This is a genomic window from Paenibacillus sp. MAHUQ-63 (assembly GCF_028765165.1).
Taxonomy (GTDB): Bacteria; Bacillota; Bacilli; order Paenibacillales; family NBRC-103111; genus Paenibacillus_E.
Genome location: NZ_JARADB010000017.1, coordinates 21,231 through 47,704, shown reverse-complemented (window position 1 = coordinate 47,704; position 26,474 = coordinate 21,231). Strand labels below are relative to the sequence as shown.

The window sequence follows — 26,474 nt, the reverse complement described above, 5'->3', positions numbered from 1 at the left end:
GTACTTGAACCGCAGGGTTCTGGGAGAGTAGAACGTTGCCAAGCCGTATTCCCTGATAGCTCAGTTGGTAGAGCACTCGACTGTTAATCGAGTTGTCACAGGTTCGAGTCCTGTTCGGGGAGCCATTTTTTATCCTATACCAGGCTTTTCATGGAGAGGTGTCCGAGCTGGCCGAAGGAGCACGATTGGAAATCGTGTAGGCGTCACAAGCGTCTCGAGGGTTCGAATCCCTCTCTCTCCGCCACTTAAAGTCACGTATACATAAGAAAAGCCTGTTTTTCGGGGCCCGTTGGTCAAGTGGTTAAGACACCTCCCTTTCACGGAGGTAACAGGGGTTCGAGTCCCCTACGGGTCACCATGATTACCATAGAAGTTTTTGTTCCCATGGAGGCTTAGCTCAGCTGGGAGAGCATCTGCCTTACAAGCAGAGGGTCGGCGGTTCGATCCCGTCAGCCTCCATTTTCTATTATAACGACGCGGGGTGGAGCAGCCCGGTAGCTCGTCGGGCTCATAACCCGAAGGCCGCAGGTTCAAATCCTGCCCCCGCAACCAACCTCCTTCGTTGAGGTCATACCTAGTGTGGAGCCGTGGTGTAGAGGCCTAACATGCCTGCCTGTCACGCAGGAGACCGCGGGTTCGAATCCCGTCGGCTCCGCCATTTTTTAAGCAGTGAGAGCCATTAGCTCAGTTGGTAGAGCACCTGACTTTTAATCAGGGTGTCGTAGGTTCGAGTCCTACATGGCTCACTTTTGTAATTCGCGGTCATGGCGGAATTGGCAGACGCGCACGGTTCAGGTCCGTGTGGGCTAACCCCCCGTGGAGGTTCGAGTCCTCTTGACCGCATCGCGAAGAACCTTCTCTTTTCCTTAAAGGAAGAGGGAAGGTTCTTCTTTTTTGTACATTTCTCACCATTTAACTGTTGACATTGATTATTATTATCACTAATATCAGGTGTAGCGGTAGAATTCAGCTGTGGGGGTAGAGCGAACATGAAAACGATTAAATACTGCTGTCGGAATGAGAAGTTCGGCTCCAAGCAAATATATAAATCCTTGAAGAATGAATATCCGGATTTGAAACAGAAGAAGAAGGACTGCTTAGGCAACTGCAAGCATTGCAAGAAGGAATGCATTGCCATGATCGGTAAGAAAGAGTTATTATGCGCGGCTTCGCCCGACTTACTATATGCACAGCTTAAGCAAATTATTGCTGAATCCAAGGCCGAGACGGTTATGGCCTGAACCCTTCATCCGTGAAAATTGTTGCTTTCTGTTTGTATTTGTACATGGAGTTCTGGTAATCTTGTATGTATGGGGATTGCGCAAATGATAACCATACAGAAAGGATGTGCCGATTACCATGTTGAAAGATGAACTGACAGCAGCTCTGAACGAGCAGATGAACTACGAATTTTACTCCGCGCACGTCTATTTGGCGATTGCTGGTTATTGTGCCGCAGAGAGCTTGGATGGATTCTCGAACTTTTTCATCGTGCAAGCGGAAGAAGAGAAGTTCCATGCCATGAAGATTTTCAAATTCATTAATGATCGCGGGAAGAAGGTAACTTTCGCCGGCATGGATACGCCAGTGAACGAGTACAAGTCGATCCTCGATGCCTTCGAGCATGCATATAAGCATGAGCAAGAAGTAACCAGACGGATTTACCATCTGTCAGACTTGGCTCTTAATGATCGTGAGCATGCTACGATGCAATTTCTCAAATGGTTCATCGACGAACAGGTTGAGGAAGAAGCGATGTTCGACAGCATTATCAATAAGCTGAAGCGCATTGACAAAGACAGCAACGCCTTCTTCATGTTGGATGCTGAATTTGCACAGCGCACCTTCACTCCGCCAGCAGGGGAATAATTACATACGATATTCATGAGGCAAAAGCTTACCTTTTTCGCGAAAATTAGCGATGGGTAAGTTTTTTCTATTATGCTGACGGATAGCTGTCAGGGTTTATCCGGTATACTGACAGAAAAACAAGAAGGATGTGTCTTATGGATAAATTGGATTTGGCCAAAGCGGACATAGCTTACTACGGGGCTCTAAGGAAGCCTCAGGTTATCGATTGTGAGCCTTTATGGTATGTTTCGATTACGGGCAAAGGCGATCCGGACGGAGAAACCTTCGCACGGGCCACAGAGGCGCTTTACACGGTTTCCTATGGCGTTAAGGGGATTTATAAGGCCGAGCTGAAAGACTTCACCGTAGCGAAGCTGGAAGGCTTGTGGTGGGTCCTTGGAGATATCACGCAAGCATTAAAGGCCCCAAGGGAGGAGTGGCACTGGAAGCTGCTCATCCGGATGCCCGCATTCGTGACGGAGCAGAAGGTCGCAGAGGCCCGCGCAGCGGCACTGAGGAAGAAGAAAGAGCTGAAGATCATCGCATCCGTTGAGTTCGAAAGATTGCATGAAGGCAGATGTGTACAGATGCTGCATGTCGGACCTTATGCGACGGAACCGGAGACGCTCGATGAAATGGACCGATTCATGGAAGCCAATCATCTGAAGAAGAGCGGGCTCCATCATGAAATCTATTTGTCCGATCCGAGAAAGGTAGACACGTCGAAGTTACGGACGATTTTGCGATATCCGGTAGAGGTGGTGGAAGTGGGACTTTTGCGGTAAAATAAAAGAATATTGTCGAATTGGAGGGGAAGTCTATGCGAATGCGCAGTACGATGGCGACCGGTCGAGTGCTCGTAACTCTGTTCATATGCATAGGGCTAATGAACCCTTCTTCGGCGGAAGCTTCTTGGCTGGATCGCGTGAAAGACATTTACCAGATGCCAGAGAATATCGAGCAGATTCAGAAAGAATATGAGACTACCAAACAGCAGTTAGAAGAACAGAAAGATCAGCTGGCTGAAACGATTCGCCGGTCTGAAGAAACGGAAGCCAAGCTGTTGGAGCAAAATGAGCAGCTCGTTAATGAAAATAAACAGCTGCAAGAACGATTACGAGTCATGGAGCAAGCAGCGCTCGATAAAGAGCGGCGGAATCGTAAAATCACGAACATGGCCGTTGCTGCCGCGGCGCTGGTAGTGCTTTATTTCGTGCTGGGGCGCGTGTTTCGATACATGGTATGGCGGAGGCAGAAGCGTCAGATGAAATAGGAGGCTGGGGCATGGAAGTGGCTATGGAACATGCAAACTCGCAGGCCAGAATGGCCACCTTGCGCTTGGATCAGGGGGAAGTTGTTCATGTGCTGCATCCGAATCAGATCGCAGCGTTCCAAGGGAGGTCCGAGCAGCGCGAGGATTCCTTGATGAAGCTGCCTGGCATGTACCGGAAGAAACGGTTGATTCAATCGCGGCTGCAGGGTCCCGCTCAGCTTCTGCTGGGGCTGCCTGACGGCTACAGCATGTCTGTCGTGCCGATCGGGGCGGAAGACGATTTGTTATACGAATTCCGGCATGTGTTGTTCTATACCGAAGGCGTCAGCTTCTCCTCTCACCTGCAAAATGTGAAACATACGCTCATCACGCAGGATCTGGTGAAAATGCAGTTCAAAGGTCCGGGATCATTGGGACTGTTGACGGCGGGGCCGCTGTACCAGATGGCTTTAGATCCGGAGCAGCCTTTATATGTGGACACCACCTGTCTTGTCGCATATCCGCGAAATGCGCAGCTTCGTCTGTGCGTATACGGCAACACGCTGGCGAGTCAACATATGAACTACCACTGGGAAATGACCGGGAACGGACGGGTTTTGCTGCAGCCATGCAAGCCGGACCGCAAGTTGGACGAGCATATGTGGAGCGATAGTTTGCTGCGGCGTATTGCCAAAGAGGTGATACCTTTTGGCGGTATTTTTATTAAATAAGCGTTGGGAATAAAAAACATTTGCATTTGTCTTCGATTCCTGATATATTATTCCTTGTCGCCTCTGAGATAAAGTTGCTCGGGCGAGAAGCAAGACATACCGTGCGGAAGTGGCTCAGCGGTAGAGCATCGCCTTGCCAAGGCGAGGGTCGCGGGTTCGATCCCCGTCTTCCGCTCCATTATTTGCGCCCTTAGCTCAGCTGGATAGAGTATTTGACTACGAATCAAAAGGTCGGGAGTTCGAATCTCTCAGGGCGCGCCATTTCTATCAAGCTTCACACATTATCGGGACGTAGCTCAGCTTGGTAGAGCACCTGCTTTGGGAGCAGGGGGTCGCATGTTCAAATCGTGTCGTCCCGATAAATATTCGCGGGTGTAGTTCAATGGTAGAACTTCAGCCTTCCAAGCTGGTAGCGTGGGTTCGATTCCCATCACCCGCTTCACAAGAGAAAGATCACCTTCGGGTGGTCTTTTTTCGTTTCCAGCGGAGAACGAAGTGAATGCCGCCGGGGTTCAACCACCCATGATGAGGTTTCTTGGCAAATGGTGGCCATAAGCGTTATACTAAATATGTTAACGTGTGCAAAGGCAGACATATTTTCATACCGCAAATTTATTTCAAAGAAATGAGGTCGGCAACGTGAAAGCGAAAAAGCTAGGAAATGCCGGATTTGACATCTCAACCATCACCTTCGGATGCTGGGAATTGGGCGGCGGCCCATGGGAGTTCACGAACGATCAGAACAACATAGCACTCATCCGCCAAGCGTTCGAGCTGGGAGTTACGACGTTCGATACCGCTGAAGGCTACGGGAACGGACACTCGGAAGAAATCGTCGGAGCCGCATTGGCCGATATACGCAAGGATTGTATCATCACGACTAAGGTGAGCAGAAGCAACTTGAGTCCTCAAGATGTGCGCAAATCCGCTGAGAACAGTCTCTCGCGCTTGAAAACAGACTACATAGATATTTATTACATTCACTGGCCATCTTTTGAAATCCCGGTACAGGACACGCTCTCAGAATTCGTTAAGCTGAAAGAAGAAGGCTTGATTCGCGCGATCGGAGTGTCCAATTTCTCCTTGGAGCAGCTGAAGGAAGCGGTAAGCTATGCGCAGATCGATGTGATCCAGCCGGAATACAGCTTGCTGCACAGAGCCATCGAACCGGAAATTGTACCGTTCTGCGAGGAACACAGCATCGGCATTATGAGCTACAGCTCGATCGCGAAGGGGATTCTAACCGGTGCCTTCCATCTTCAAGGCAAAACGCTCAAGGCGGATGATTTCCGTAGTACAAGACGGTTATTCTTGCCCGAGCACATGGAGGCGGAGAAGGAGCTTCTGTCCCTGATGAAAGAGCTGGCCGATGCGAAGCAGGCAACCGTATCGCAAATCGCTATCGCATGGCTGCTTCATCAAGAGGCGCTGACTTCCGCCATTATCGGCACGCAGGATGAGCATCATCTCCGTAACAATGTTGCCGCGGCAGCGCTCGAGCTATCCGCATCCGAGCTGGAGCAGCTGAGCGCAGTCAGCAACCGCGCATTATCGGTGATCGGCTATAACTAATGGCAAGGGGTTAAGCGATTCTGCTTAACTCCTTTTTGCTGTTCTGGGTGTGCTTTCCATTGGTAAAACTTACCTCGCCATAAAAGTTGTACCTCTCTAGGAAACTATGCTAGTCTAACATAGACAAAAAATGCCGAATCCTGGAGCAGCAAAAGCTCCGGTACGGGGGACTTCTTTACTTGGGGTGAATGAGCGCTGCCCATGGCGCACTAGGGAAAACCTCTTCCCGAACCCGTCAACTAACCTCGGAGGCTTCAAGGAGGCAAAGCTTTGAAATCTTTTTCATCACGTCTTATTTGTTCATGCGCTCTGCTCTGCGCCGCTGTTCCTCTGTTTGCAGCTCCAGCCGCCGAGGCTTCGCAAGCCGCTCCGTCCGACCGTACTGTCAAGGTACAGGTCAATGACGAGCTGCTGAAGTTCCCGGAAGTGCAGCCTTACATCGATGCCCAAGGCATCATGCAAGTGCCGCTCCGGGTGTTGTCCGAGAAGCTGGGCTATCAGGTAAGCTGGGAGAAGCTGGCCAATGAGATCGAAGTCACGCTGGTCAATAAGCAGCAGTCGATCATGCTGGTTACCGATCAGCAGCAGGCGATCGTGAACAGTAAGAAGATCAGCATGGAAAGCGCTCCAACCGTTTACGAAGGCAACACCTACGTTCCGCTGCGTTTCATCACCGAAACGTTCGGTTCGCCGATTGAGTGGAATGAACCTAACCAGATTGCGATTGTAGAAACGGACGGACAATCGCACAAGCCGGCCTGGATAGCGCCGCCGCCGGCTCCGAAAGCCGCGCCTGCCGCCGTACCCGTAAATGAGCAAATCATCCAAACGGCTAACGCTTATATGGGTGTGCCTTATGTATGGGGAGGAACGACGCCGAACGGATTCGATTGCTCCGGTTTCGTAAGGTTTGTATATCAAGCCAAAGGCATTGAGCTTCCGCGTACATCCGCGGAGATGCACAGTGAAGCAGGCACCCAGGTGACCGATTTGAAGGTCGGAGATTTGGTGTTTTTCGCTTCCAAAACCGTGAATCACGTAGGCATTTACTTGGGCAATGGCCGCTTCATCTCAGCGACTAGCTCCAGAGGCGTGGCCGTGGACAGCTTATCCAGTTCGTACTGGAAAGCAAGGTACGTCGGAGCGAAAAGAGTTCTATAAGGTAAGAATGACACGAACACCTGTTTTCCATGCGTCTTTCGCAAGAAAGCCATCGGGAGCAGGTGTTTCTTTTTATGCAAAAAAATGCGATTTTTATCGAAATTTTATGATTTTTAGCCTATAATGAAGAAATGTTTGGAAGTCAGAGAGAGCGGGTGAACACGCACGCATGCAACTAAGTGTCTGGAAAAGCTGGTTTCACAAAATAAGACATTCGAATAAGACCGACAGCATGTATACCGTGGATAAGGGGCCTGCCATTCCAGAGGAGATCCGGGGGGTCATTCAACAGTTTTTCCGCACGTATAACCATTTCAAGGGAGCCAGAAGCCTGCAAACGGATACGTTTATTAGAGAAGTATTTTATGCGACGAGACAGGATCCCCGGGATCAAAGAACGATCGAAGAGATGGAAGCCTATATTCAACACAAAAATGTGCAGCGGCTGCGTCTGAAATCCTACGTGATCGATGAATATTTGCGCTTGGGCGAGAAGGTTTGCATGATTGGGGTTACGCGGGAATTCAGCAACAGCTTCAAGAATCGCGTGCTTTATTTTCTAACGAAAGAAGAAGGTTCCTGGAAATTTCACCATATCGCCAGATCCCATCACGGGACGGTGCTGGATAAGTTTCAGATCAAAGAACAAACAGGCTTTGTAATAGGCAATGAGAAGGCTGCTCTCCTCTTTATGACACACACCAGTTCCGCCGATGCCTCGACCTACATGACGGGCGATTATGTCCATGTAGAAGGATATCTGGAAGTGGAGCACGAGATAGGCAGCCCTCTGTACTATCGGGTCGTTCGGATGAATCGCGTTCATTAGAAGCCGTCAAAACCGTCTAAGCCGGGTAAGCACTGATTCGTAAGCTTTGCTCATAGAGTAACGCTTATTTGGCGTTTCGTTTCAATTCGCGTAAGGCGTAGAAGGTTCCTCGCCAGTAGATGCCGCCTTGCCGCCAAGTCAGCCATACGGAGCGAACGATGGTGTACAGCAGCAGCGACGCACTGACCGGAAGCAGATAAGCTTCCTCCCCGTTACTGCTCATCAGACGGCTCATTAACTTACGGTACATCCATATCTGCAAAATGACGGTGGCCGCATAAACCGCTCCGCGCCAGTCCCACAAGAAGAGCAGGCCCAGCCACGGCCAGATGAAGAAGACGAGCTGTCCGAGGCAGGCCAGCAGGGCGATGAAGTAGCTGTAGCGAAAGCCGGAGAACAGGTTTTTCTCCAAGCCGATAACCGCCTCTCTCAAGGAGCGATACCATTCCACCTGAAGATGGTGTCTGGCGGACAGCACTCTTTGCCGGAAACCGGCTTTCTTCAGCGAAATGCCTAATTGCAGGTCGTCATCGGGTCTAAGCGCGATAGCTTGATGGGTGCCAACCGCTTCATAGGCGCTGCGGCTTACCATATTGAAGGCGCCGATGCCGATGCCCGGTTCCCGCGGGTTATCGAGATTAGCCCGCCAAGGCCGGACGAATAAGGAGAAAGAGAACAGAAAGAAATGGACGAAGCCCTTCAGCAGCCGGCCCCTGGCTATCATATGCGGGGTCAGTGTGAGATGGTGGACATCGTGTTCTTTCATATAAGCGACAGCGTCGGTAATCGTGCCGGGCGCAAACAAAATATCCGCATCGGTAAACAGCAAATACTGGCCTCTGGCCTGCAGGTAGCCTTGGTACAGGGCATGGTTCTTGCCTAACCAGCCTTCGGGCAGATGCGTGATATGGATAATTTGGAGCTTAGTGCGAATCTCGTTCTTGCCCTCCGACCACTTGCGCAGCTCTTCCAGCCGGACGCCGGTAGCATCCTGGGAGCGGTCGTTCACCGCAATGATCTCAAGACGCGGATAATGCTGCGAAAGGAGGTGCTGAACGGTTTCCTTGATCGTGCGTTCCTCCTCCTTGGCGGCAATAATGACGGAAACAAGCGGAGGCTTGTCCGGGATACTGACCGCCCGCGGCAGCGTGCGCAGGAGTTCAAGACCCCTATGCACGTCCAAAGTAACATAGAGCCAATAGAATAAGGTTAAAATGCCCATAATTCCGATAACACCGACAGTGGACACGATAGACCTCCTTGTGAAAGAATAGAAGTTGACCGCATTATATCATTCATCCTTGATGTAGAGGAAATTTTACGAAATGCTTGTAGAGGAGGTAATGATGAAGTGGAACAAAGGCAGCAAATCCAAGAGCAGTTTTGGAAAAAGATGAATGGCGACCAGCTCGCCTTATTCCTTAAAGCCGTAGGGACGGCGTCGAAGCTTGAAACAAGCAGTCTCTCCTTCGTCTGCATAGGAACGGACCGGTCGACGGGCGATGCCCTGGGACCGCTGGTAGGCAGCAAGCTGACGGAGCTTGGGTACCCGCATGTTATAGGGACGCTCGAGCTGCCCTGCGATGCCAGCAACATCATCACGCGGCTGCGGGAAATTCCGCCGGACAGCGTAGTCATTGCGATCGATGCTTGCTTAGGTCAAAAGCTTTCCGTCGGCATGTACCAGGTCTCGAACCAACCGCTGGCTCCCGGGAAGTCGGTTGGCAAAGAGCTGCCGCACGTCGGCGACTTCACGATTGCCGCTATTGTCAATGCGGACGGACCGAGACAATATAGTGTATTGCAAACGACATCGCTTTACAGGGTGATGAACATGGCGGATGAGGTCGTCAGGGCGATCCGTTATGCTTTTCCCCTCAAATAGACAGCAGGGGTGATGATAATGGGACCAGGTGGTCTAGGGCGACTCTCCGATCGGGACCGGCCCAAAGCGAAGCTGAAGGACGTATCCGTCCGCAGAATTCTGACGCTGTTCCGGGGCTATTGGAGCCAACTGCTCGGTATTATCGGGTTGGCTCTGCTTGGGGCTGTGGTCGGATTAGTCCCGCCGCTTGTCATGAAGGAAATCATTGATGTCGCGATTCCGCAAGGGAGCATGCGGCTGCTGGCCTGGATGGCGCTGCTCATGCTGCTGCTTCCCGTCATTAGCGGTGTGCTCGGCGTCTGGCAGAACCATTTGAATACGAAAGTAACCCAAGGCGTAATCCGGGATTTAGGGCTGTCGCTGTTCCAAAATTTGCAGAGACAATCGATGGCGTTCTTCACGGACGCCAGGTCGGGCGAAATCGTGCAGCGAATTACGGGCGACGTACAGGCGGTGCAGGGTGTCGTTACCTCCCTGGTCGTGTCGACGATTACCCAGCTGGTTATTGTCGTAACGACGATTGGCATTTTGTTCGCGCTGGATTGGAAGCTGGCGGTGATTTCCGTGTTAATTTTGCCGCTATTCATGGCACCGGTGAAGAAAGTATCCAAGCTGCGCAAAGCGCTGCGTATCGAAACGCAGAAGGTACGCTCGGACATTACCTCTCAGCTTAATGAGAATTTCGGCATCTCCGGTGCCCTTTTGACGCGGATATTCGGCAGAGAGAAGCAGCAGGAGGCCGATTTCAAGGCCATGAACCAGAAGGTCATGGACTTGGAGCTGCGGCTGAATTTGGTCGGGCGCTGGTTCGGCATGGCGACGAGCACGCTCGGACCGCTCGGTACGGCCATTATTTATATGTATGGCGGTTATTCGGTCATCTCCGGGACGATGTCGCTGGGGGCGATCGTGGCATTCGCCGCTTATCTCGGCCGTCTGTACATGCCGGTAGGCACGCTGCTGAACCTGCAGGTGGAGCTGGGGACGGCGCTTGGCGTGTTTCAGCGCATCTTTGAATACCAGGACATGGTGCCCGATGTCAAGGATGCACCCGATGCGCGGCCGATGGGCCAGGTCGCGGGGAAAGTGGCGTATAAGCATGTTTCGTTCGCCTATAAGCCAGGGCAATACGCGCTGCGCGACGTCAGCTTCGAGGCGCAGCCCGGCGAAATGATCGCGCTTGTCGGACCCAGCGGCGCCGGAAAATCGACGCTGATCGGCATGATCGCGCGGCTGTACGACCCGACGGAGGGCGTCGTCGAGGTCGACGATGTGAACGTCCGCGGCGTAGGGCTTGCCTCGCTGCGCGCGCAAATCGCGTACGTGACGCAGGAATCGTTCCTGTTCCACGCGACGATTGAGGACAACCTGCGCTTCGCGCGGGAGGACGCTACGCGTGAAGAGCTGGAGGCCGCTTGCCGGCAGGCTTACATCCACGACTTCATCGTGTCGCTTCCCGAAGGGTACGGCACGATGGTCGGCGAGCGCGGGCACCGGCTCTCCGGCGGCGAGCGCCAGCGGATCGCGATCGCTCGCGCGATCCTGAAGCGCCCGCGCATCCTCATCCTCGATGAGGCGACCTCGCACTTGGACTCGGAATCCGAGTCCTATGTGCAGGCGGCGCTCGAGGAGCTGATGCAGGGGCGCACGACGCTCGTGATCGCGCACCGGCTCTCCACGGTGCTCGCCGCCGATCACATTCTGGTGATCGAGGCGGGCAGCGTCGTGGAGCGGGGCTCGCACCGCGAGCTGCTGGCCCTCGACGGGCTGTACGCGCGGCTGTACAGCACGCAGTTCGCCAAGGCGGAAGGCGAAGCGTAGATGAAGGCGGTCCCCGTATTGTGCGGGGGCCGTTGTTTTGTTGGCCGGAGCCGGGCGCGGCGGTGGCGCAGGCTGCGTGCACGGTTGCGTGCCAGAGGCTGCGTACAGGTTGCGTGTATGGGCTGCGTGCCCGTAGGCTGTGCACAGGTTGCGTGCACGGATTTCGTGCCCATAGGCTGCGTGCACAAGTTACTCCCATAGGCTACATGCTCAGGTTGAGTGGCGCAGGTGCATGCATATGCCTGAGTGATACAGGCTGCTTGAATAAGCTGCGTGCATAGGCTGAGTAAATGGGATGGAATGCGTGCATTGGCTAGTGAACAGGCTGCGGAAGCTGATGGAGTGGCGGGCACAGGGATCGTCCAAGGCGGCCGGAAATATGATGCGCTATTTATGCCAAAATCACGATTTTGGCAGATGAAAGGGAAATTGAAGCCTTTATTTCGACGAATAGCCTAGTTTCAGTGGAGGACTCGTTGAGATAGCGGCCTGTATTTCCGCTTCATGGGCGAAAGTGCGCGATTTTGCACAAATAGCGGATTGTATTTCCTCCTGCGCGGGCGCTCGTATAGAAAGCGTATGCGTTCGCGCAATCAACGGGGTTATCGCGGTGTGATTTTGCCGGGCATGCCCGGTTTTGAGATGATTAGAGGGAGATGAGCCGGTAGGATGACAGCCAATCATCAAGTGCTTGAGGAAATCGCAAGCCATCTTCATGCGAATTTCGGTTTGAACGTTTATGACGCCGTAGAGCTGCATAAGGGCTGGCTGAATGTCAAATGGCAGCTGAAGACGGAGCGCGGTTTATTTTTCGTGAAATATTATCATCCGAACCGGTACAGGCTCCACCTGCCAGAGAAAAGGAAAAAAATCGAGCAAACGCTGCAGCTGCAGACACAGCTGTTTAAGGCGGGGCTGCCTTGTCCGCAGGTGTTTGGCCGGGAAGGCCGCTTCATTCAGGAGACTGCCGCAGGCCAGCAGTACGCCCTCATGGAATGGCTGGATGGATGCACAGCGGAGGTGGGAGACATCAGCGAGTTCCATATGTATGAGCTGGGACGAACGACAGGCCGGATGCACCGGCTGCTTCGGGCTGTTCGACCGGGGAAGGCTGCATGGAAGCCGGATCAAGCGGCCAGCCTGACAGGACTGCAGGCGAATCTGGAGCAGGCGCAACAGGCGGGGAACGGGCCGCTTGCGGAGCTGTTGGAGCGGGCCATCGGCAATGTCCGGGCACTTGATTGTGAACGGCTGGCCGTGAGTCCGGCAGGTTGGCTGCATTGGGACCTATGGGTGGATAATTTGCTGCTAAATGAGAAGGGTGTAGCGGGTATCGTTGACTTTGACCGCATGGATGTCGCGTATCCGGAGATCGATGCCGCTCGCGCCGTATTGTCGGGTGCTTGGACAAATAAACGGGTCCGGATCGAGGCGGTACGCGCCTTTCTTGAAGGCTACCGGCAGCATGCTGCCGCGCCTAAGGGCATGCTTCTTCGAGCATTGCGCATGTTGTACTTGATCGAATCCGTCTGGTGGTTGCGTGCGGAGATCCTGGAGGATGCCGGTGTGCCGGCGCGCTTTTACCAAGAGCTCGTGTGGCTGACGGAAGAGTGGGACCGATTGGCTGATTTGCTAGAGGGGCTGTAGCGTGAGAATCGGCTTATCGCGGCCAAACGGTTTACGCTTTCTACGGGGCGTACGGATCCTCCCGCACTCGGTTAGCCTGCAGTGGCTTGCCTCCATCGCTGAGCCCGTAGGCTCATGCAGATTGGGCCGCGAAGCGGGATAGGCATGAAGATCGAGCTTGCTCCATCGGTCATAATTAAGCATGCCTGGATATCGGGAACCGCTACTCAGTTGTTTTATTCATCAGTCCCCTAACGACGTACAGCACGAAGCCTCTGATTCCAATTGGTCACCAAGACGCTGCATTATGATATAAATCTGTCTCTACCTGCTCCTAGCTGAACATGTAAAGCCACGGATAAGCAGTAGCTATAAGGACATGCGTAGTATGCTATGATGGAGAAAAGCAAGTTGATGAAAGGAGGGATCGCGTTGGAGCTCACATATTTGAAAACCTTTCGCGAAGTCGCCAAATGGGGAAGCTATACACGCGCAGCGGAGGTGCTTGGCTATGCGCAATCGAGCATAACGACGCAGATCCAAAAGCTCGAGGAAGCTTACGGGGCGGTGCTGATCGAGCGGTTCGGCCGCAGCATGAAGCTGACGCTGGCCGGTGAGGCGCTGCTGACGTACGCCAATGACATCTATAGGCTCCATGAGGAATCCAAAGAAGTTGTCTCGCGGCAGTCCAAAGGCATCCTTTCGATTGGTACGATTGAGACGCTAGCCGCCTTCTTTCTTCCGCCCCATCTGCAGACGTACCGGCAGCGCTTCCCGGAGATCAGTGTGATGATTCAGCCGGGCAACGAGCCGCACATTATCGAAGCGGTGAAAGAGGGAGCGGTCGATGTAGGGATCATTTTAGATCCGCCTTTCACGGATCCTGAGCTGCACTGCACCATTTTGCGTGAAGAGGAGCTGGTCGTGATTGCGAGTCCCGAACACAGATATGCCGGAATGAGTGTTGTGCAAATCACCGATCTGGAGAAGGAATCTCTGATATTGACCGAGGAGGGCTGCACGTACCGGGCGATGCTGCTTGGGACGCTGAAGAGAGAGCAAGTCAGCTTCACGCTATCCTATGAATTCGGTAATCTGGAAGCGATCAAGCAATGCGTGATGTACGGGTTAGGCGTCGCTCTGCTGCCGCGAATTGTCGTTGCGGAAGAGGTTCGGAAGGGGAGGCTGGCCGCCGTGACGCTTGCTCATCCGGAGTTCAAATTCTACACGCAGCTTATTTATGCCAAGAAGAAATGGCAGTCCCACGCGTTCAAAGGCTTCCTGGACACCATCGACGCATCCAATTATCAAAAAGAATGAAGTATACTATCGATTATTATCGATAACTCCAAAGTTGGGGACTGTGTTATAGTCATCTCAAGTCATTCAGTGCTTGTAAAAAACCAACTTGATGGAGGTTATCGAATATGAATCAACAACCTGTATTTTCGCTCGTATTGGAAACACCCGCTGCATCCCCGGAAGCTGTGCATCGTCATTATATGAATAAATTGTCAGTCGAAACGGATGTCGCCGATGTGCGATACGACCTGCAGCATGGGCTGAACGATTTCGTGTTGATCGACGTTCGCAGCAGCAAAGCCTACGAGGAATGCCACATTCCGGGTGCGATCAATTTGCCGTCCAACCAGATCAATGAAGCGGCTACGGCCCACTTGTCCAAAGAGCAAGTGATTGTCGTCTACTGCTGGGGACCGGCATGTAACGGTGCTACGAAAGGTGCCGCCCGGCTGTCCGGACTTGGCTTCCGCGTGAAAGAAATGCTCGGAGGTATCGAGTATTGGCGCAAGGAAGGCAACGAAGTGGAGGGCACGTTGGGGCAGGCGGCTCCACTCGTCGGATAACGGCAAGTAACGTTTTAGAAAGATGTCTTCAAGCCATGCTTGGAATGATGACCCATAGGATAGACACTTTGGTAAAAGTGCCCCTACGTGTCGTCGTTCAGTATGGTTTGGGGCATCTTTTTTTTTGCCCTGTGCAGGAATATCGCCAGTTAAAATAACGATTGACGGCCGAGGGTGCCTTATACATGGAATTTAGCAGGAGACTCTCCAGTTATCACGTCAGAAAGAGGTTCATTCCACTGTACTAACAGGGGAAATTCCAGTTAGGCTTGATGCCCCGGATAACAGGCCGTTCCTATCGATTGGAAAAGGGTTGGAAGTTTTAATTGATATTGATTATCAGTATCAATATAATAAGGCTATTGAATTGCTTCTCATCCAACTTATGCCAGGGGGTGTACGGGAAGTTGTCTTTTCAGGAGCAAATCATGTTGTGGAATCATGCAGCGCTTAAAGTGCTGGATGTGCGCCGCACCATTCTTCAGCCTGGCGAACACGTGCATGGCTACCAGCTTCCGGCCAGCGTATTCGTATATGCATCGCGGGGGCGTGCCCAAATTCTGCTCGACAATATCGTATATGCAGCCGATAAATGCCATATTTGTCATGCAGGCAAGGGCACTTTTCTGGATATTGTGAATGTCTCGGAGACCTTCGAATACTTTATGGTGTTCTATAAAGCAGTGCTGACGCTGCCGTCCCGCAAGGAGCTGCTGCGCCTGCAGGAGAGAAGCAATCCGTTTAACCAGCAATTCGGGTTCGTACCCCGGCAGCCGCTTGCTTTGTTCTCAAGAATGGAAGACATGCACCGTCTGTGGATGCAGATGGATATGCTGGGTAAGTTCCATGTCAAAGCGATTTTCCATCAGATGATCTATGAATGGCTGGAGCAAGTGCAGGAGCAGGGCGGCGAGATGACCGGCCCGGAGCCGGTCGGCCAAGCCATCCGCTATATGCAGGAGCATTACGCCGAACAGATGACGCTGCAGGGGCTGGCGGAGCTGCTGGACTGCAATGCGCGCCAATTACAGCGGCTGTTCAAGGCCAAGGTCGGCATGGGGCCGATGGATTACTTGATTCAGCTGCGGCTCAGCAGGGCCAAATCGCTATTGCAGCACACGGATGTACCGCTGGCCCAAATCGCAGAGGATATCGGATATATGGACAGCTACTATTTTGGCCGGATATTCAAGAAGCACATCGGCGTCTCCCCTGGCCGCTTCAGGGAGCAGTTCAGCCAAGCGGAGCGCTGTCGTCATAATCCATTGCAACCGTCGCAATTGCCCATTGTTCCCAGTAAATTGCAATCGTATAGTGAGTTGAGTGAGGATGAAAATCATTTTCAAGAGCGTGGTGGAAATCCGCGCTACACCTATTCCGGCACTAGAGCTTCCATAGCGGTCAGCTTCATACTTACACTATCCCTGCTTCTTAGCGTATGCGCGCTGCCGACTTTGGCAAGCGCACGAAGCGTCTATGAGAGCCGGACTTCTCCAACGGATGCGACCTTGAAGGGAAGTGCAGTTGTGCAGGCGGAACGGAAGATTGACCACGCAAGGGGCCAATTGACGCTCGGCCAAACACCGGACCATATTATCGTCCTGGATGCGCAGTACATCGATCAACTGCTGGCACTGGGCAAGCAGCCTTGCGGGAGCGTTATCACAACTAGCGATGCTTCGACATTCCCTGCCTATGTTTCTCATATGCTGGATGATGTCAAAGTTATGGGAACGAAGGAGAAGCCGGATCTGGAGGCCATTCGCCTGGCAGCCCCCGATCTGATCGTCTGTACGGAGTTGCAAGCGGAAGTGTATGACGAGTTGGTCAAGATTGCCCCGACGCTGCAACTGGAACGGAACGCGGATTGGCGTTCTACGCTCCGTACGTTCGGTCAAATTTTGGGCAAGGAGCAGGAGGTGCCGGACGTTCTGGCAGCGTACAATGAGAAAGCTGCCTTGCTGCGGAGGGAGCTTGCCGCCAGATTAGGCAGCGAGACCGTCGCTTTAATCAGACCGCGCGACAATCAGCTTCGGCTGCACACGCAGGCGCATCGTACAGCGGATATTTTGTACGGAGATTTGGGGATGCAGCCTCCGGTTTGCGCCAGTGCCGAGATGCCATCGAGCCGATGGACGACGCTTGAGGAGCTGCAAAATGTGGATCATTTATTCCTTCTGACGGATGACTCCAACTGCGAATTGATTGGCGAATATTGCAAATCCGAAGGTTGGAAAAGGCTGAGAGCCGTACAAGCCAATCATGTCTATACCGTTAATACGACAATGTGGATCGGCTACTATGGGCCGATAGCCATCGACCTTATTGTGGATGAAATCGCTGAAAGCCTGCTGCGTCACGGGCCGCTTCAATCTAGATAACCTCTTACTACATACGGGATGGAGAGATAAGACATGACCATAACCAAAGTGCGAATGACCATTGATTCCAGTGCCACGGATGAACGGGCGCGAGCTAAGTTAGTCGATCTGCATCAAATCGTGGTCGATCAGGTGATGCGGCTCCAAATCAATGATTCGGTGAAAGTGACTATTGAATACGGAGGAGCCAGTCTGGAAGATCGGCTTGTTTCGACGGCAGCCTCCGGGGAGAGAAGCGGGCACGGGCATAGTTACGGGCTTCCGCCGGCGGGGACGAAGGATAGGCTGAGCGAGAGGCAGCGCCAAATCGCCGATATGCTGTGCAACCATTATTCAATTAAGCGAATTGCCGATGAGTTGTTCGTTAGTGTGAACACGGTCAAGAAGCATATTCAGAATATGAAAAAGGCGCTGGGCATCGAGGATTCGGGTGCGGATTTCATTTATGCCGTTAAACAAATGATGCAGAGGGGGGACATTCATGACAAGGTCGTACTCCAATCGGAGTAATGACATTATCTAATCGGAGAATTTACTATGCTAGGACTCCTTGGTATTCTTAATGCAGGTTTACTGATAATGATTATCATTATCGTGATGATAAGTCACGATGACGTTGACCTGCAGACAAGATACTAAGGAGTGAAGATCATGGTTCATCTTACTGTCACGGAACAGTCCCAAAATACACGTTATCTGGAAAGCCAATCCAAGCGGGAATCGAATGCAAGAACATACCCGAGAAGGCTGCCGATCGCGATTCAAGAAGCGGAGGGAATTTACGTAAAAGATATGGACGGCAGGGTGTACTACGATTGCCTTGCCGGTGCCGGGACGCTTGCGCTCGGTCATAATCATCCTGTCGTCGTCGAGGCGATCAAACAGATGCTGGACAGCAAGCGGCCGCTGCATACGCTGGATTTGATGACGCCGCTGAAGGAGCAGTTCGTGGATGAGGTGTTCGCCAGCCTGCCGGAGGAGTTCGCGAGAAACGCGCGCATCCAATTCTGCGGTCCCACGGGGGGCGATGCGATTGAAGCGGCGATCAAGCTGGTCAAAACCGCGACAGGCAACCGCAGCATCCTCTCCTTCCAGGGAGGGTATCACGGTTCGACGCACGCGGCGATGAGTTTGAGCGGCACGCTCGGGCAGAAGGAGAAGGTGAACGGGCTCATCCCGGATGTGCACTTCATGCCTTATCCTTATGCGTACCGCTGCCCGTTCGGCGTCGGCGGCGAGCAGACGCACCAGATCAGTTCGCGCTACATCGAGAACTTGCTCGATGATCCCGAGAGCGGCATCGTTACGCCTGCCGGGATGATTTTCGAAGTCGTGCAGGGCGAAGGCGGATCGATACCCGCACCTGTGGAATGGGTTCGCGAGATGCGCAGAATTACGCAGGAGCGGAATATTCCGCTCATCATCGATGAGGTGCAAACCGGACTTGGACGCACCGGGAAGCTGTTTGCTTTCGAACATGCCGGAATCATCCCGGACGTGTTGGTTCTCTCGAAAGCGATCGGCGGTTCTTTGCCGCTGTCGGTCGTTATTTATAATGCCAAGTTAGACGTATGGCAGCCGGGAGCGCACATCGGCACGTTCCGGGGCAATCAGATGGCGATGGCAGCCGGTCTGGCCACATTGAAATATATCAAAGAGCATAATATTCCCGCCAAGGTGGAGCAGCTAGGCCGGCATCTGCGCATGCGGCTGAACGAGCTGAAGCAGGATGTGAACTGCATTGGCGACGTGCGCGGCAGAGGGTTGATGGTCGGCGTTGAAATCGTGCATGCAAGCGGTCAGCCCGATCGATTGGGTCATTATCCGCAGCACCCTAAACTGGCCAGCCAAATTCAGAAGGAATGCCTCAAGCGCGGCGTCATTCTCGAGGTTGGCGGCAGACATTCCGCCGTCATGCGCTTCCTGCCGCCGCTCATCGTGACGCAGGAGCAATTGGATGATATTGCCGGATTGTTCAGCGAGGCTGTCCATGCCGCTTGCGCAGCTTTGGACGCGTAACGGAAAGCGAGGGAGCATAGATGCTACAACAGCAGACGGACGCAGCGGCCAAAAGTATGGAGTTAGCGGAGCGGGCTACCATTCGCGCATTGCTGAACAGCTTCTTGAGGGAAACAGGGATGAAAGATCCGCGGGCCACGCTGCCGGGACTCCGGCATTACGATTCCTTCCCGAAGAACGGTGAGTCGTTCATCCTTCATTTGCCTATGATCGACAAGACGATCACGGGCGCCATTACCTACTATTCGGCCATAGGCCAGCACGTGTACGGTGCTTTTTTCTACGAAGCCTCGCCAGCCGGATTCTTTCGTGAACTCGGGGTTGAGCGTTTGATCGCGCTGCTGCTGGAAGAACTGAGTCTCCGCGAGAAGGGAGCTGCGAGCGAAGCCAACAAGCGCATCGTCAAGACTAGAATCGAGAACAGCTTGAAGAAGATGAGCTTGTACATCGAGCATTACCTGAATCTGAATCAGCCGCAAGCGTTGGAGGTGGGGCAAGCGGAATGCGTCCGTTCGGAGCAGTCGCTCTATAACGGACATCCGTTTCATCCCTACCCGAAATGTACGGAAGGCTTCGATTTCAGCGAGCTTGCCGCATACAGCCCCGAGCTAGGGGCTTCCTTCCAGCTGCATTATTTCGCGGTGCGCAAAGCGCTCGTCTACGAGGAGTGGCTGGACGGGGAAGCCGGGGCGGTTCCGCCATCCGTTATCCTGCATGCCCGTCAGCAGTTAGGCGACGCCGCCGGCGGCTATCGTTTGCTGCCCATGCATCCGTGGCAAGCGGATTATATGATGCAGCAGCCGGAGCTCCATCCGATGTTCGCTCAAAGGAAGATCGTCTCACTGGGCTTATGTGGTCCTGTCGTATACCCCACTTCTTCAGTAAGAACCGTGTGGGAGCCATCGGGAGGATACGGTTACAAGCTGCCCTTGCACGTTCGAATCACGAATCTGCTGCGTGTGAATACGCATGAGCAGGCTGAGCGGACGATGGATGCGGCACGGGTGCTGCACCATATCAGGCACGAATGGCAACCGGGCCCCTTCCGGATCCTATCCGAGACAGGCTACAGCCGGGTAACGATGGATGGGATCGCCGAGGAATGGGCTTCCAGCCTCACGGTCATCTACAGGCCGATGGATTTGCCCAATCCATTCACGTATGTGCTGGCCTCCTTGCTGGAGAGCTTGCCCGAACAAGCCGAGCCGAAGCTGATCCAAGCGATACGGCGAAGCGGATCGGGGCAGCTGCCTGATCTGCGTGAGTGGCTGGCGGGTTATTTGCGCATTTCCATGCTGCCTCTGCTGCATATGTTGGCGGAGTACGGCATTGCATTCGAGGCGCATTTGCAGAACTCGCTGGTATCTCTCAAAGGCGGTATGCCTGACTGCTTCTATGTGCGCGATCTGGAAGGCGTCAGTATCGACCGCCGCAAGGCCGCAGAAGCCGATTGGATCCATACGCTGGTCGCAGCGGGCTCCCCGGTGTTATATGAGGAATCCGCAACGTGGATGAGGACGAAATACTATTTCTTCGTGAACCACCTGGGCTCGCTGATTCATACGCTGGCGGCTTACAACCGCGAAGAGGAGGAGCTCTATTGGCGCGTCGTTCAAACGGTGCTGCGGCAGGAGCGTTCCGCTGCCGACGCCCGGCTGACGACTTATATCGATGACTTGCTGCATGGGGAAAGCTTGCCGGCCAAGGCGAACTTGACGAGCTGCTTCTTGGCAAGAGGAGAAACACCGCTGTTTGTCGATATTCCCAATCCCATAAGAGAGTAAGGTCTTTACCTTGGATAAATGGAAACGCAACCTGTTCATTCTATATGTCGGGCAATTTCTGGCGATGGCGTCCACAAGCTCCATTACCCCTTTTTTACCGCTGTACTTGCAAGAGCTTGGGCTTACCGATCCGAAAAAAGTGCTGTTCTGGTCCGGGATGATCTATGGCGCGAACCTGCTCACGGCGTTCCTGTTTTCACCCCTGTGGGGGAGGCTGGCTGACAAGTACGGGCGCAAAATGATGCTGGTGCGCTCCGGCCTCGGGATGGCCGTCACGATCACGTTGATGGGCGTCGCCACCAGCCCCTTGCAGCTGCTCCTGCTGCGCCTTGTCAATGGCGTGCTGTCCGGATTCGGACCGGCGGCCGTCGCGCTGACCGCGACCAATACGCCCAAAGAGCGCAGCGGGTATGCGCTGGGCATCCTGCATTCGGGAGCTGTGGCCGGCACCATATGCGGGCCGCTGCTAGGCGGGCTATTGGCGGACCATTTCGGTCTGCGGGAGGTATTCTTCTATACCGGAATCAGTATTTTCGCAGCGGCGCTGATCGTCATTTTCGGCGTGAGGGAGACGTTCGAGAAGAAGGAGAAATCGGCGGAGAGGACGGATATGCTGCAGGATTTCAAGCTGATCGTAGCCAGGAAGCCGATGGCCTCGATGTTCGTCTCCTCGGCCATTCTGCGGGCGGCCATGATCGGCACGCTGCCGCTTATTCCGCTGTATGTCCAGCAATTGGCGACAGGTTCGGACAATGTGGTTGTGCTTGCCGGCATTACTTCGGCGGCGATGGGGATTGCGAATATGATCACCGCCCCGCATCTCGGCAAGCTCGGTGATCGAATCGGCTCGCACCGGGTTTTCGTCTATGCCGTATTCGGCGCGATCATTTTCGCCGTTCCGCAGGCGTTCGTCCATCAATTATGGCAGTTAATCGCCCTAAGGTTCTTTACGGGCGCTTGTATTGGCGGCATGATGCCGTCGATGAACGTGCTCGTTCGTCAATACGCGCCGGCAGGCATGGAGAGCCGGACTTACAGCTATGTCAACTGCGCTGTGCTGTTGGGCGGTTTGGCCGGCTCGCTCGGCATGGGAGCGGTAGCGTCGGGCTTCGGCCTGCCGATGATTTTCATTATGATGGCGGCTCTGCTGCTAATCTCGATTATTTGGATGCGCGTGAAAGTGTTTCCGCACATCGCGCAGCGCGAAGATCCGGCCGCCTTGGCGGGCGGTCAGGAATTAATCAAATGAGGTGTATAGGATGAACACGATACATAAAGCCCCGGTCCATTCGGCAGCCTATGAAGCCAACGTGCAGGAAAGGGTGCTCGGACAGTTAATTGAAGCTGTGATCTATGAGGAAATTGCCGTACCGCTCAGCGGTGTCCCGGGGGCTAAGTTCGACGGGGAGCTCATTCTGGGAGGCAAGACAGCCGAAGGCGAAGAGGTTTCCTACCGCTTCAAGGCCAAACGTAAATTTACGTTCGGGCGCATTCGTCTGGCCAGAGAAACGATCAGGCGCCGGCAGGGAAGCGGCGAATGGGGGCCAGCGGCTTTGGCCCAATTCGTGGCAGAAGTGCTCGGCCAAGCGCAGCGTGACCAAGAGCGGCTCGGCATGCTGCTAGAGGAGCTGCTGAGCACGCTCGCCAAGGATGTTCAGGCACAAGCGTACCGGGCGTCGCTGCCTCCGAGCGGACAGGAACGCAGCTATGACGAGCTGGAAAGCTTGTTGGACGGACATCCGTATCACCCGTGCTACAAGTCGCGAATCGGCTTCAGCATGGAGGAGAACGCCCGGTACGGCCCTGAGTTCGGCCAGCGGCTGCAGCCGGTTTGGCTTGCGGTTGCCAAAGGCCAGAGCCTGCTCTCCGTAATGGAGGGGGAGGACTACCGGGCCATTATCGCGTATGAGCTGGGCAGTGAAACCTTGCGCCAGTTTGAAGCTATTTTGACTGAGAAAGGGCTCCAGGCTGCAGATTACAGGTTTATGCCGGTGCATCCCTGGCAGTGGGAGCACGTCATTACTTCAGCCTTCCGGGAGCAGCTGGAAGACGCATCGATCGTCAAGCTCGGCAGCGGCACGGACGTTTATTATGCGCAGCAGTCTATTCGCAGTTGGGCGAATGCGTCCAATCGGGAGAAAGCCTACATGAAGATGGCGCTGAACATCACCAATACGTCAACGCGCCGCATGCTCGCGAAGCATACGGTACTGAATGCCCCGCTCGTTTCCCGCTGGCTGCTAACTTTGACGGAGAAGGATGAAACGGCCAAGAAGCTGGGATTCGTATTCTTGGCGGAATTCGCCGGCATCACCTTCGAATACGACAAGCTTCCCGCCGACTCCCAGCCGCAAGCTTATGGAAACTTAGGCGTCGTGTGGAGACAAAGCGTGCACCGCTTCCTGAAGGAAGGGGAATCGGCCATTCCATTAAGCTCGGTCACCTATCTGGACGGCGAGAAGCCGTTCATCGATCCCTGGATCTCCCGGTACGGACTTCAAGCGTGGACGCGCCAGCTGCTCGAAACGGCGATCACGCCGCTGATTCACATGTTGTTCGCGCACGGGCTGGCGATGGAATCCCATGCTCAGAATATCGTGCTCATTCATCAAGACGGCCTGCCTGTCAGACTGGCGCTGAAGGATTTCCACGACGGCCTGCGTTTCTCCAAGGCTCAGCTGCCGCAGCCGGAGGCTTGCCCGGAGCTGAACCTGGAGCCGGCCGCTCACCGGGCCATCAACCGCCATTCCTATATGCAGACCGACGATCTGGATGCGGTGAAGGATTTTCTGCACAGCGCCTTTTTCTTCGTGTGCTTAGGCGATATCGGCATCTTCATGCACGAGCGTTATGGACTGAAGGAAACGGAGTTTTGGCAAATGGTTGCGGATGTCATTCGGCAGTACGAGCAGGAGCATCCGGAGCATGCAGCTAACTTTGCGAAATACGATCTGTTCTCTGATACGATTCGGATCGAACAATTAGCAAGAAGAAGGCTGTGGAAGGACATGGAGGTCGATCCGAAGCATGTTCCGAATCCGCTGGCCCATTATCGAATGCCACAAGGAGGCCGTACGCAATGAAGAAGGACAATACCGGCTATATAGCTGAGCAGCGGATGATGGAAGATCTGGTGAACACCCTGCTGGCCGAACAATTTCTGGAGGGCCATGCAGGTGTGGAGCTGTTGACCAAGGAGCAATGGGATGCACTTGCGGCACAGGATGCGCAGATGAAGGCCGTTCAAGAGCGGCTCGAATCGGAGGGCGGGCTGGCAACGCATATGTTTCGTTGGCAGCTCCCGGATGCTGTCATCGTGTTTCCCGTAAGATCAGCCATCGTGCAGTCTTACCGTTACTCCGCCGAGGATGGCGTGTTTCAAGTGAAGCTTCACGAACAGACCATCCGCGTAGTCGAAATGGGTCCTATGAAGCTGATGGAGAATGCATATACGCTGTATGCGAACGATCCCGTAACCGTTGATCCTTACGGCGCTGTGAAACTGCTGCACATGATGGAGCAGACGCTGCTGCAAACGTCCTTCGCGCTGGAGAACGAACAGCCGGCGGCACCTATTCTGGAGCTTCCGCAGGCGGCTGCCTTGCTGGAAGCGGAACGGAAAGCAGCTTACCGTGACAGACCCTTCCACCCGGTCTCGAAGGTGAAGCAGGGCTGGGGTTATGAAGAATGCCGCAGCTATACGGCTGAATTCGGTCGTCCGATTGCGCTTAACTGGATGGCGGTGAAACAGGATTATGTCGTATCCGGTCTGGATGATCGTGTGGAGCTGGTCCCGGCCGACCTGCTGCTCTCCAAGGAAGAGCGTGCGCAGCTTAGCGATGAAATGAACCGGCGGGGTCTTGGCGATGGCGCCTATACAGCCATCCCTGTTCACCCATGGCAGATGTCGGCGATATTGCCCGAGCAGATCAAGCGAGAGCTGGAAGAGGGGATATGCATTCCGCTGGAGACGCAGACCGGGACCTTCTACGCGACCTCGTCCGTTCGATCGTTGATGCCAGAGAAGGAAGGCCCTTACCATGTCAAGCTGCCGCTGGGCATCTACTCGCTGGGTGGTCTTCGCTATTTGTCTGCCATCAAGCTGATGAACGGACAGCAGGCGGAAGGGGTCATGCGGCAAGCGTTGGAGCGCGATGCCGTGCTGAAGCACAAGCTGTTTCTATGCGACGAAACGAAATGGTGGGCGTACTTGCCGGAAGACCGCGATCTGTTCGCCGATTATCCGAGGCATCTGTCGACGATGATTCGCGAATATCCGGCTGAGCTCGTGCAGGATGCCGACGTCCGTTTGCTGCCGATGTCGGCGTTGTCGGTTCACGAATCCAAGGAGAACGGCCATCTTTATGACGAATGGCTGAGGCTGGTTGGATCGGACGTAAGCGAGGCGGCGGTCGTGCGGCTATTCCGCGAATCGCTCGCCACCTATTTCGAAATCTGCTTCCGCTTGTTCAAGCTGGGCATGATGCCGGAAGTTCACGGTCAGAACTGCGTGCTCGTGTGGAAGCATGGGCATATCGCGGGGCTGCTGCTCCGCGACCATGATGCTCTGCGCGTTCATGTGCCTTGGCTCCAAGCGAACGGTCTTGAGGATCCTGCATACACCTTGCGCAAAGGGTATCCGAATTCCCTGTATCACGACAAGCCGGAAAAGCTGCTGACGTTCTTCCAGATGCTCGGCATTCAGGTGAACGGCTACGCGATTTTGCGAAGCGTCTCCCAATATTATGGAGTTAGCGAAACGAGCTTGTGGCAGGAGCTGCAGAGCTGCCTGGAGGAAGCGATGGCTAAGGCGGAGCTGCCTGCCGAGGTTGCGGAGGTTCTGCATAACGCCTTATTTGCAGCGGCCCAATGGCCATGGAAGCAGCTTGTGCGCCCGCTGCTGAAGAAGCAGACGATGCGGGTGCCGGGCAGCATGCCTTTCGGTCAGGGCGAAGCGGCAAACCCGTTCCACTTACTGCCTGGAAAACCGGGGGCGGTGAAGGAAGCGCAGTTGACGAGCCGGAGTTAGTTAAGCCGGTTAAGTAAAGGAGAGAAGGAGAGGAGAGATCTCACTATGTTTCGTATTCAACCGAGAGTGCAAGGCGTTACTCCAGAGCTTCTGGAGTTATATCGCGATATTAGTCCGTCCACCATCGGCCACTTGACGGATTTCGGGTTCCTGCATGGCGCCCAGCCGCTGTTCCGGCCGATTCGGCTGCTGGGGAACGCGGTAACGGTACGCACACCGCATATTGACTCCAGCGCCATCACCCAAGCGATGGAGCTGGTGCAGCCCGGCGATGTGCTCGTCATCGATATGTCCGGCGACGAGCAGCGGGCGTGCTGGGGCGAATTCAGGACGTATGCGGCCATCGCCAAGAAGGTGGCGGGCGTCATTGTGTCCGGCTGCGCAGCGGATGTTCGCGCGATTACGGGGCTGGGCTTCCCCGTCTATTCCAAAGGGATCAGCGCGCTGACCACAAGGACGCTCAAGCTGGAAGGCGAAGTGAATACGCCGGTCAGTGTGTTCGGCGTCAGCGTTCAGCCCGGGGACTTGGTCGTGGGAGACGATGACGGGGTGTTCGTCATAGACCCGCAGGAAGCAACGGAGATCGGGCTCAAGGCGCTGGAGAAGCAGCAGAAAGAAGAGCGGAGAAGACAAGAGTACGGCTATATACTGCCGTCATAGATCAATGG

22 protein-coding genes, 12 tRNA genes and 1 riboswitch are annotated in these 26,474 nt (G+C 54.2%); of the genes, 33 read left to right on the top strand and 1 reads right to left on the bottom strand.

Features of this window, described 5'->3' with window-relative positions:
• Window positions 1–49: 49 nt before the first annotated feature.
• The 20 genes from PUT07_RS34750 to PUT07_RS34655 all read left to right on the top strand — a co-directional run bounded on the left by PUT07_RS34750 (window position 50) and on the right by PUT07_RS34655 (window position 7,396).
• Window positions 50–125 (top strand) — tRNA-Asn (locus PUT07_RS34750).
• 27 nt (window positions 126–152) lie between these two features.
• Window positions 153–244: transfer RNA gene (locus PUT07_RS34745), tRNA-Ser, on the top strand.
• A gap of 39 nt (window positions 245–283) precedes the next feature.
• Window positions 284–358, top strand: a tRNA-Glu gene (locus tag PUT07_RS34740).
• Window positions 359–386: 28 nt separating this feature from the next.
• Window positions 387–459 (top strand) — tRNA-Val (locus PUT07_RS34735).
• A gap of 16 nt (window positions 460–475) precedes the next feature.
• Window positions 476–552 (top strand) — tRNA-Met (locus PUT07_RS34730).
• A gap of 29 nt (window positions 553–581) precedes the next feature.
• Window positions 582–658 (top strand) — tRNA-Asp (locus PUT07_RS34725).
• A gap of 15 nt (window positions 659–673) precedes the next feature.
• A tRNA-Lys gene (locus tag PUT07_RS34720) sits at window positions 674–746 on the top strand.
• 12 nt (window positions 747–758) lie between these two features.
• Window positions 759–843, top strand: a tRNA-Leu gene (locus PUT07_RS34715).
• Window positions 844–989: 146 nt separating this feature from the next.
• Complete coding sequence (locus tag PUT07_RS34710; protein WP_274473429.1) at window positions 990–1,241, top strand: DUF1450 domain-containing protein; 252 nt, start codon at window positions 990–992, stop codon at window positions 1,239–1,241.
• A gap of 118 nt (window positions 1,242–1,359) precedes the next feature.
• Window positions 1,360–1,869 carry a ferritin gene (locus PUT07_RS34705; RefSeq protein ID WP_274473427.1) on the top strand — a complete coding sequence of 170 codons (510 nt, stop codon included), beginning with the start codon at window positions 1,360–1,362 and terminating at the stop codon, window positions 1,867–1,869.
• Window positions 1,870–2,006: 137 nt separating this feature from the next.
• A complete protein-coding gene (locus PUT07_RS34700; RefSeq protein WP_274473426.1) occupies window positions 2,007–2,636 on the top strand; it encodes a GyrI-like domain-containing protein in 630 nt (209 codons plus the stop codon).
• A gap of 35 nt (window positions 2,637–2,671) precedes the next feature.
• A complete protein-coding gene (locus tag PUT07_RS34695; protein ID WP_274473425.1) occupies window positions 2,672–3,124 on the top strand; it encodes a hypothetical protein in 453 nt (150 codons plus the stop codon).
• A gap of 11 nt (window positions 3,125–3,135) precedes the next feature.
• Entirely contained in the window at window positions 3,136–3,834 is a 699-nt protein-coding gene (locus PUT07_RS34690; protein WP_274473424.1) for an AIM24 family protein, read from the top strand.
• 103 nt (window positions 3,835–3,937) lie between these two features.
• Window positions 3,938–4,012, top strand: a tRNA-Gly gene (locus tag PUT07_RS34685).
• Between the two features lie 6 nt (window positions 4,013–4,018).
• Window positions 4,019–4,095: transfer RNA gene (locus tag PUT07_RS34680), tRNA-Arg, on the top strand.
• 24 nt (window positions 4,096–4,119) lie between these two features.
• Window positions 4,120–4,193: transfer RNA gene (locus PUT07_RS34675), tRNA-Pro, on the top strand.
• Window positions 4,194–4,202: 9 nt separating this feature from the next.
• Window positions 4,203–4,273, top strand: a tRNA-Gly gene (locus PUT07_RS34670).
• A gap of 200 nt (window positions 4,274–4,473) precedes the next feature.
• A complete protein-coding gene (locus PUT07_RS34665; protein ID WP_274473423.1) occupies window positions 4,474–5,406 on the top strand; it encodes an aldo/keto reductase in 933 nt (310 codons plus the stop codon).
• A 121-nt stretch (window positions 5,407–5,527) separates the two neighbouring features.
• A riboswitch (cyclic di-AMP (ydaO/yuaA leader) is annotated at window positions 5,528–5,675 on the top strand.
• Window position 5,676: 1 nt separating this feature from the next.
• The gene (locus PUT07_RS34660) at window positions 5,677–6,567 is read left to right on the top strand and encodes a C40 family peptidase (protein WP_274473421.1); all 891 of its coding nucleotides are present in this window, start codon (window positions 5,677–5,679) and stop codon (window positions 6,565–6,567) included.
• A gap of 169 nt (window positions 6,568–6,736) precedes the next feature.
• On the top strand, window positions 6,737–7,396 hold the full coding sequence (locus PUT07_RS34655; protein ID WP_274473419.1) for a hypothetical protein: 660 nt from the start codon (window positions 6,737–6,739) through the stop codon (window positions 7,394–7,396).
• A 64-nt stretch (window positions 7,397–7,460) separates the two neighbouring features.
• Here PUT07_RS34655 and PUT07_RS34650 read toward each other — a convergent pair whose 3' ends face one another.
• On the bottom strand, window positions 7,461–8,645 hold the full coding sequence (locus tag PUT07_RS34650; RefSeq protein ID WP_274473418.1) for a glycosyltransferase: 1,185 nt from the start codon (window positions 8,643–8,645) through the stop codon (window positions 7,461–7,463).
• 144 nt (window positions 8,646–8,789) lie between these two features.
• On the opposite strand from PUT07_RS34650, the gene yyaC reads away from it, so the two are divergent.
• The 13 genes from yyaC to PUT07_RS34585 all read left to right on the top strand — a co-directional run bounded on the left by yyaC (window position 8,790) and on the right by PUT07_RS34585 (window position 26,466).
• Window positions 8,790–9,281 carry a spore protease YyaC gene (gene yyaC / locus PUT07_RS34645; protein WP_379241345.1) on the top strand — a complete coding sequence of 164 codons (492 nt, stop codon included), beginning with the start codon at window positions 8,790–8,792 and terminating at the stop codon, window positions 9,279–9,281.
• Between the two features lie 12 nt (window positions 9,282–9,293).
• On the top strand, window positions 9,294–11,102 hold the full coding sequence (locus tag PUT07_RS34640) for an ABC transporter ATP-binding protein (RefSeq protein WP_379241340.1): 1,809 nt from the start codon (window positions 9,294–9,296) through the stop codon (window positions 11,100–11,102).
• A gap of 669 nt (window positions 11,103–11,771) precedes the next feature.
• Entirely contained in the window at window positions 11,772–12,749 is a 978-nt protein-coding gene (locus PUT07_RS34635) for a phosphotransferase enzyme family protein (RefSeq protein ID WP_274473413.1), read from the top strand.
• Between the two features lie 411 nt (window positions 12,750–13,160).
• Window positions 13,161–14,048 (top strand): LysR family transcriptional regulator, encoded by an 888-nt coding sequence (locus PUT07_RS34630; protein WP_274473412.1) that lies wholly within the window; start codon window positions 13,161–13,163, stop codon window positions 14,046–14,048.
• Window positions 14,049–14,155: 107 nt separating this feature from the next.
• Window positions 14,156–14,593, top strand: coding sequence for a rhodanese-like domain-containing protein (locus PUT07_RS34625; RefSeq protein ID WP_274473411.1), 438 nt, complete (start codon window positions 14,156–14,158; stop codon window positions 14,591–14,593).
• A gap of 428 nt (window positions 14,594–15,021) precedes the next feature.
• Window positions 15,022–16,974, top strand: coding sequence for an AraC family transcriptional regulator (locus PUT07_RS34620; RefSeq protein ID WP_274473409.1), 1,953 nt, complete (start codon window positions 15,022–15,024; stop codon window positions 16,972–16,974).
• Window positions 16,975–17,007: 33 nt separating this feature from the next.
• On the top strand, window positions 17,008–17,484 hold the full coding sequence (locus PUT07_RS34615) for a helix-turn-helix transcriptional regulator (protein WP_274473408.1): 477 nt from the start codon (window positions 17,008–17,010) through the stop codon (window positions 17,482–17,484).
• A 141-nt stretch (window positions 17,485–17,625) separates the two neighbouring features.
• Window positions 17,626–18,993 (top strand): aspartate aminotransferase family protein, encoded by a 1,368-nt coding sequence (locus tag PUT07_RS34610; protein ID WP_274473407.1) that lies wholly within the window; start codon window positions 17,626–17,628, stop codon window positions 18,991–18,993.
• A gap of 20 nt (window positions 18,994–19,013) precedes the next feature.
• Window positions 19,014–20,777: an IucA/IucC family protein gene (locus PUT07_RS34605; RefSeq protein WP_274473406.1), complete on the top strand. Its 1,764-nt coding sequence runs from the start codon at window positions 19,014–19,016 to the stop codon at window positions 20,775–20,777.
• A gap of 10 nt (window positions 20,778–20,787) precedes the next feature.
• A complete protein-coding gene (locus PUT07_RS34600; protein WP_274473404.1) occupies window positions 20,788–22,026 on the top strand; it encodes an MFS transporter in 1,239 nt (412 codons plus the stop codon).
• 10 nt (window positions 22,027–22,036) lie between these two features.
• Entirely contained in the window at window positions 22,037–23,860 is a 1,824-nt protein-coding gene (locus PUT07_RS34595) for an IucA/IucC family protein (RefSeq protein WP_274473401.1), read from the top strand.
• Window positions 23,857–25,806, top strand: a complete 1,950-nt coding sequence (locus tag PUT07_RS34590; protein WP_274473400.1) for an IucA/IucC family protein — start codon at window positions 23,857–23,859, stop codon at window positions 25,804–25,806. Before PUT07_RS34595 ends, PUT07_RS34590 begins: the two co-directional genes overlap by 4 nt.
• Before the next feature lie 45 nt (window positions 25,807–25,851).
• Window positions 25,852–26,466 carry an RraA family protein gene (locus tag PUT07_RS34585; RefSeq protein ID WP_274473399.1) on the top strand — a complete coding sequence of 205 codons (615 nt, stop codon included), beginning with the start codon at window positions 25,852–25,854 and terminating at the stop codon, window positions 26,464–26,466.
• Window positions 26,467–26,474: the final 8 nt, after the last annotated feature.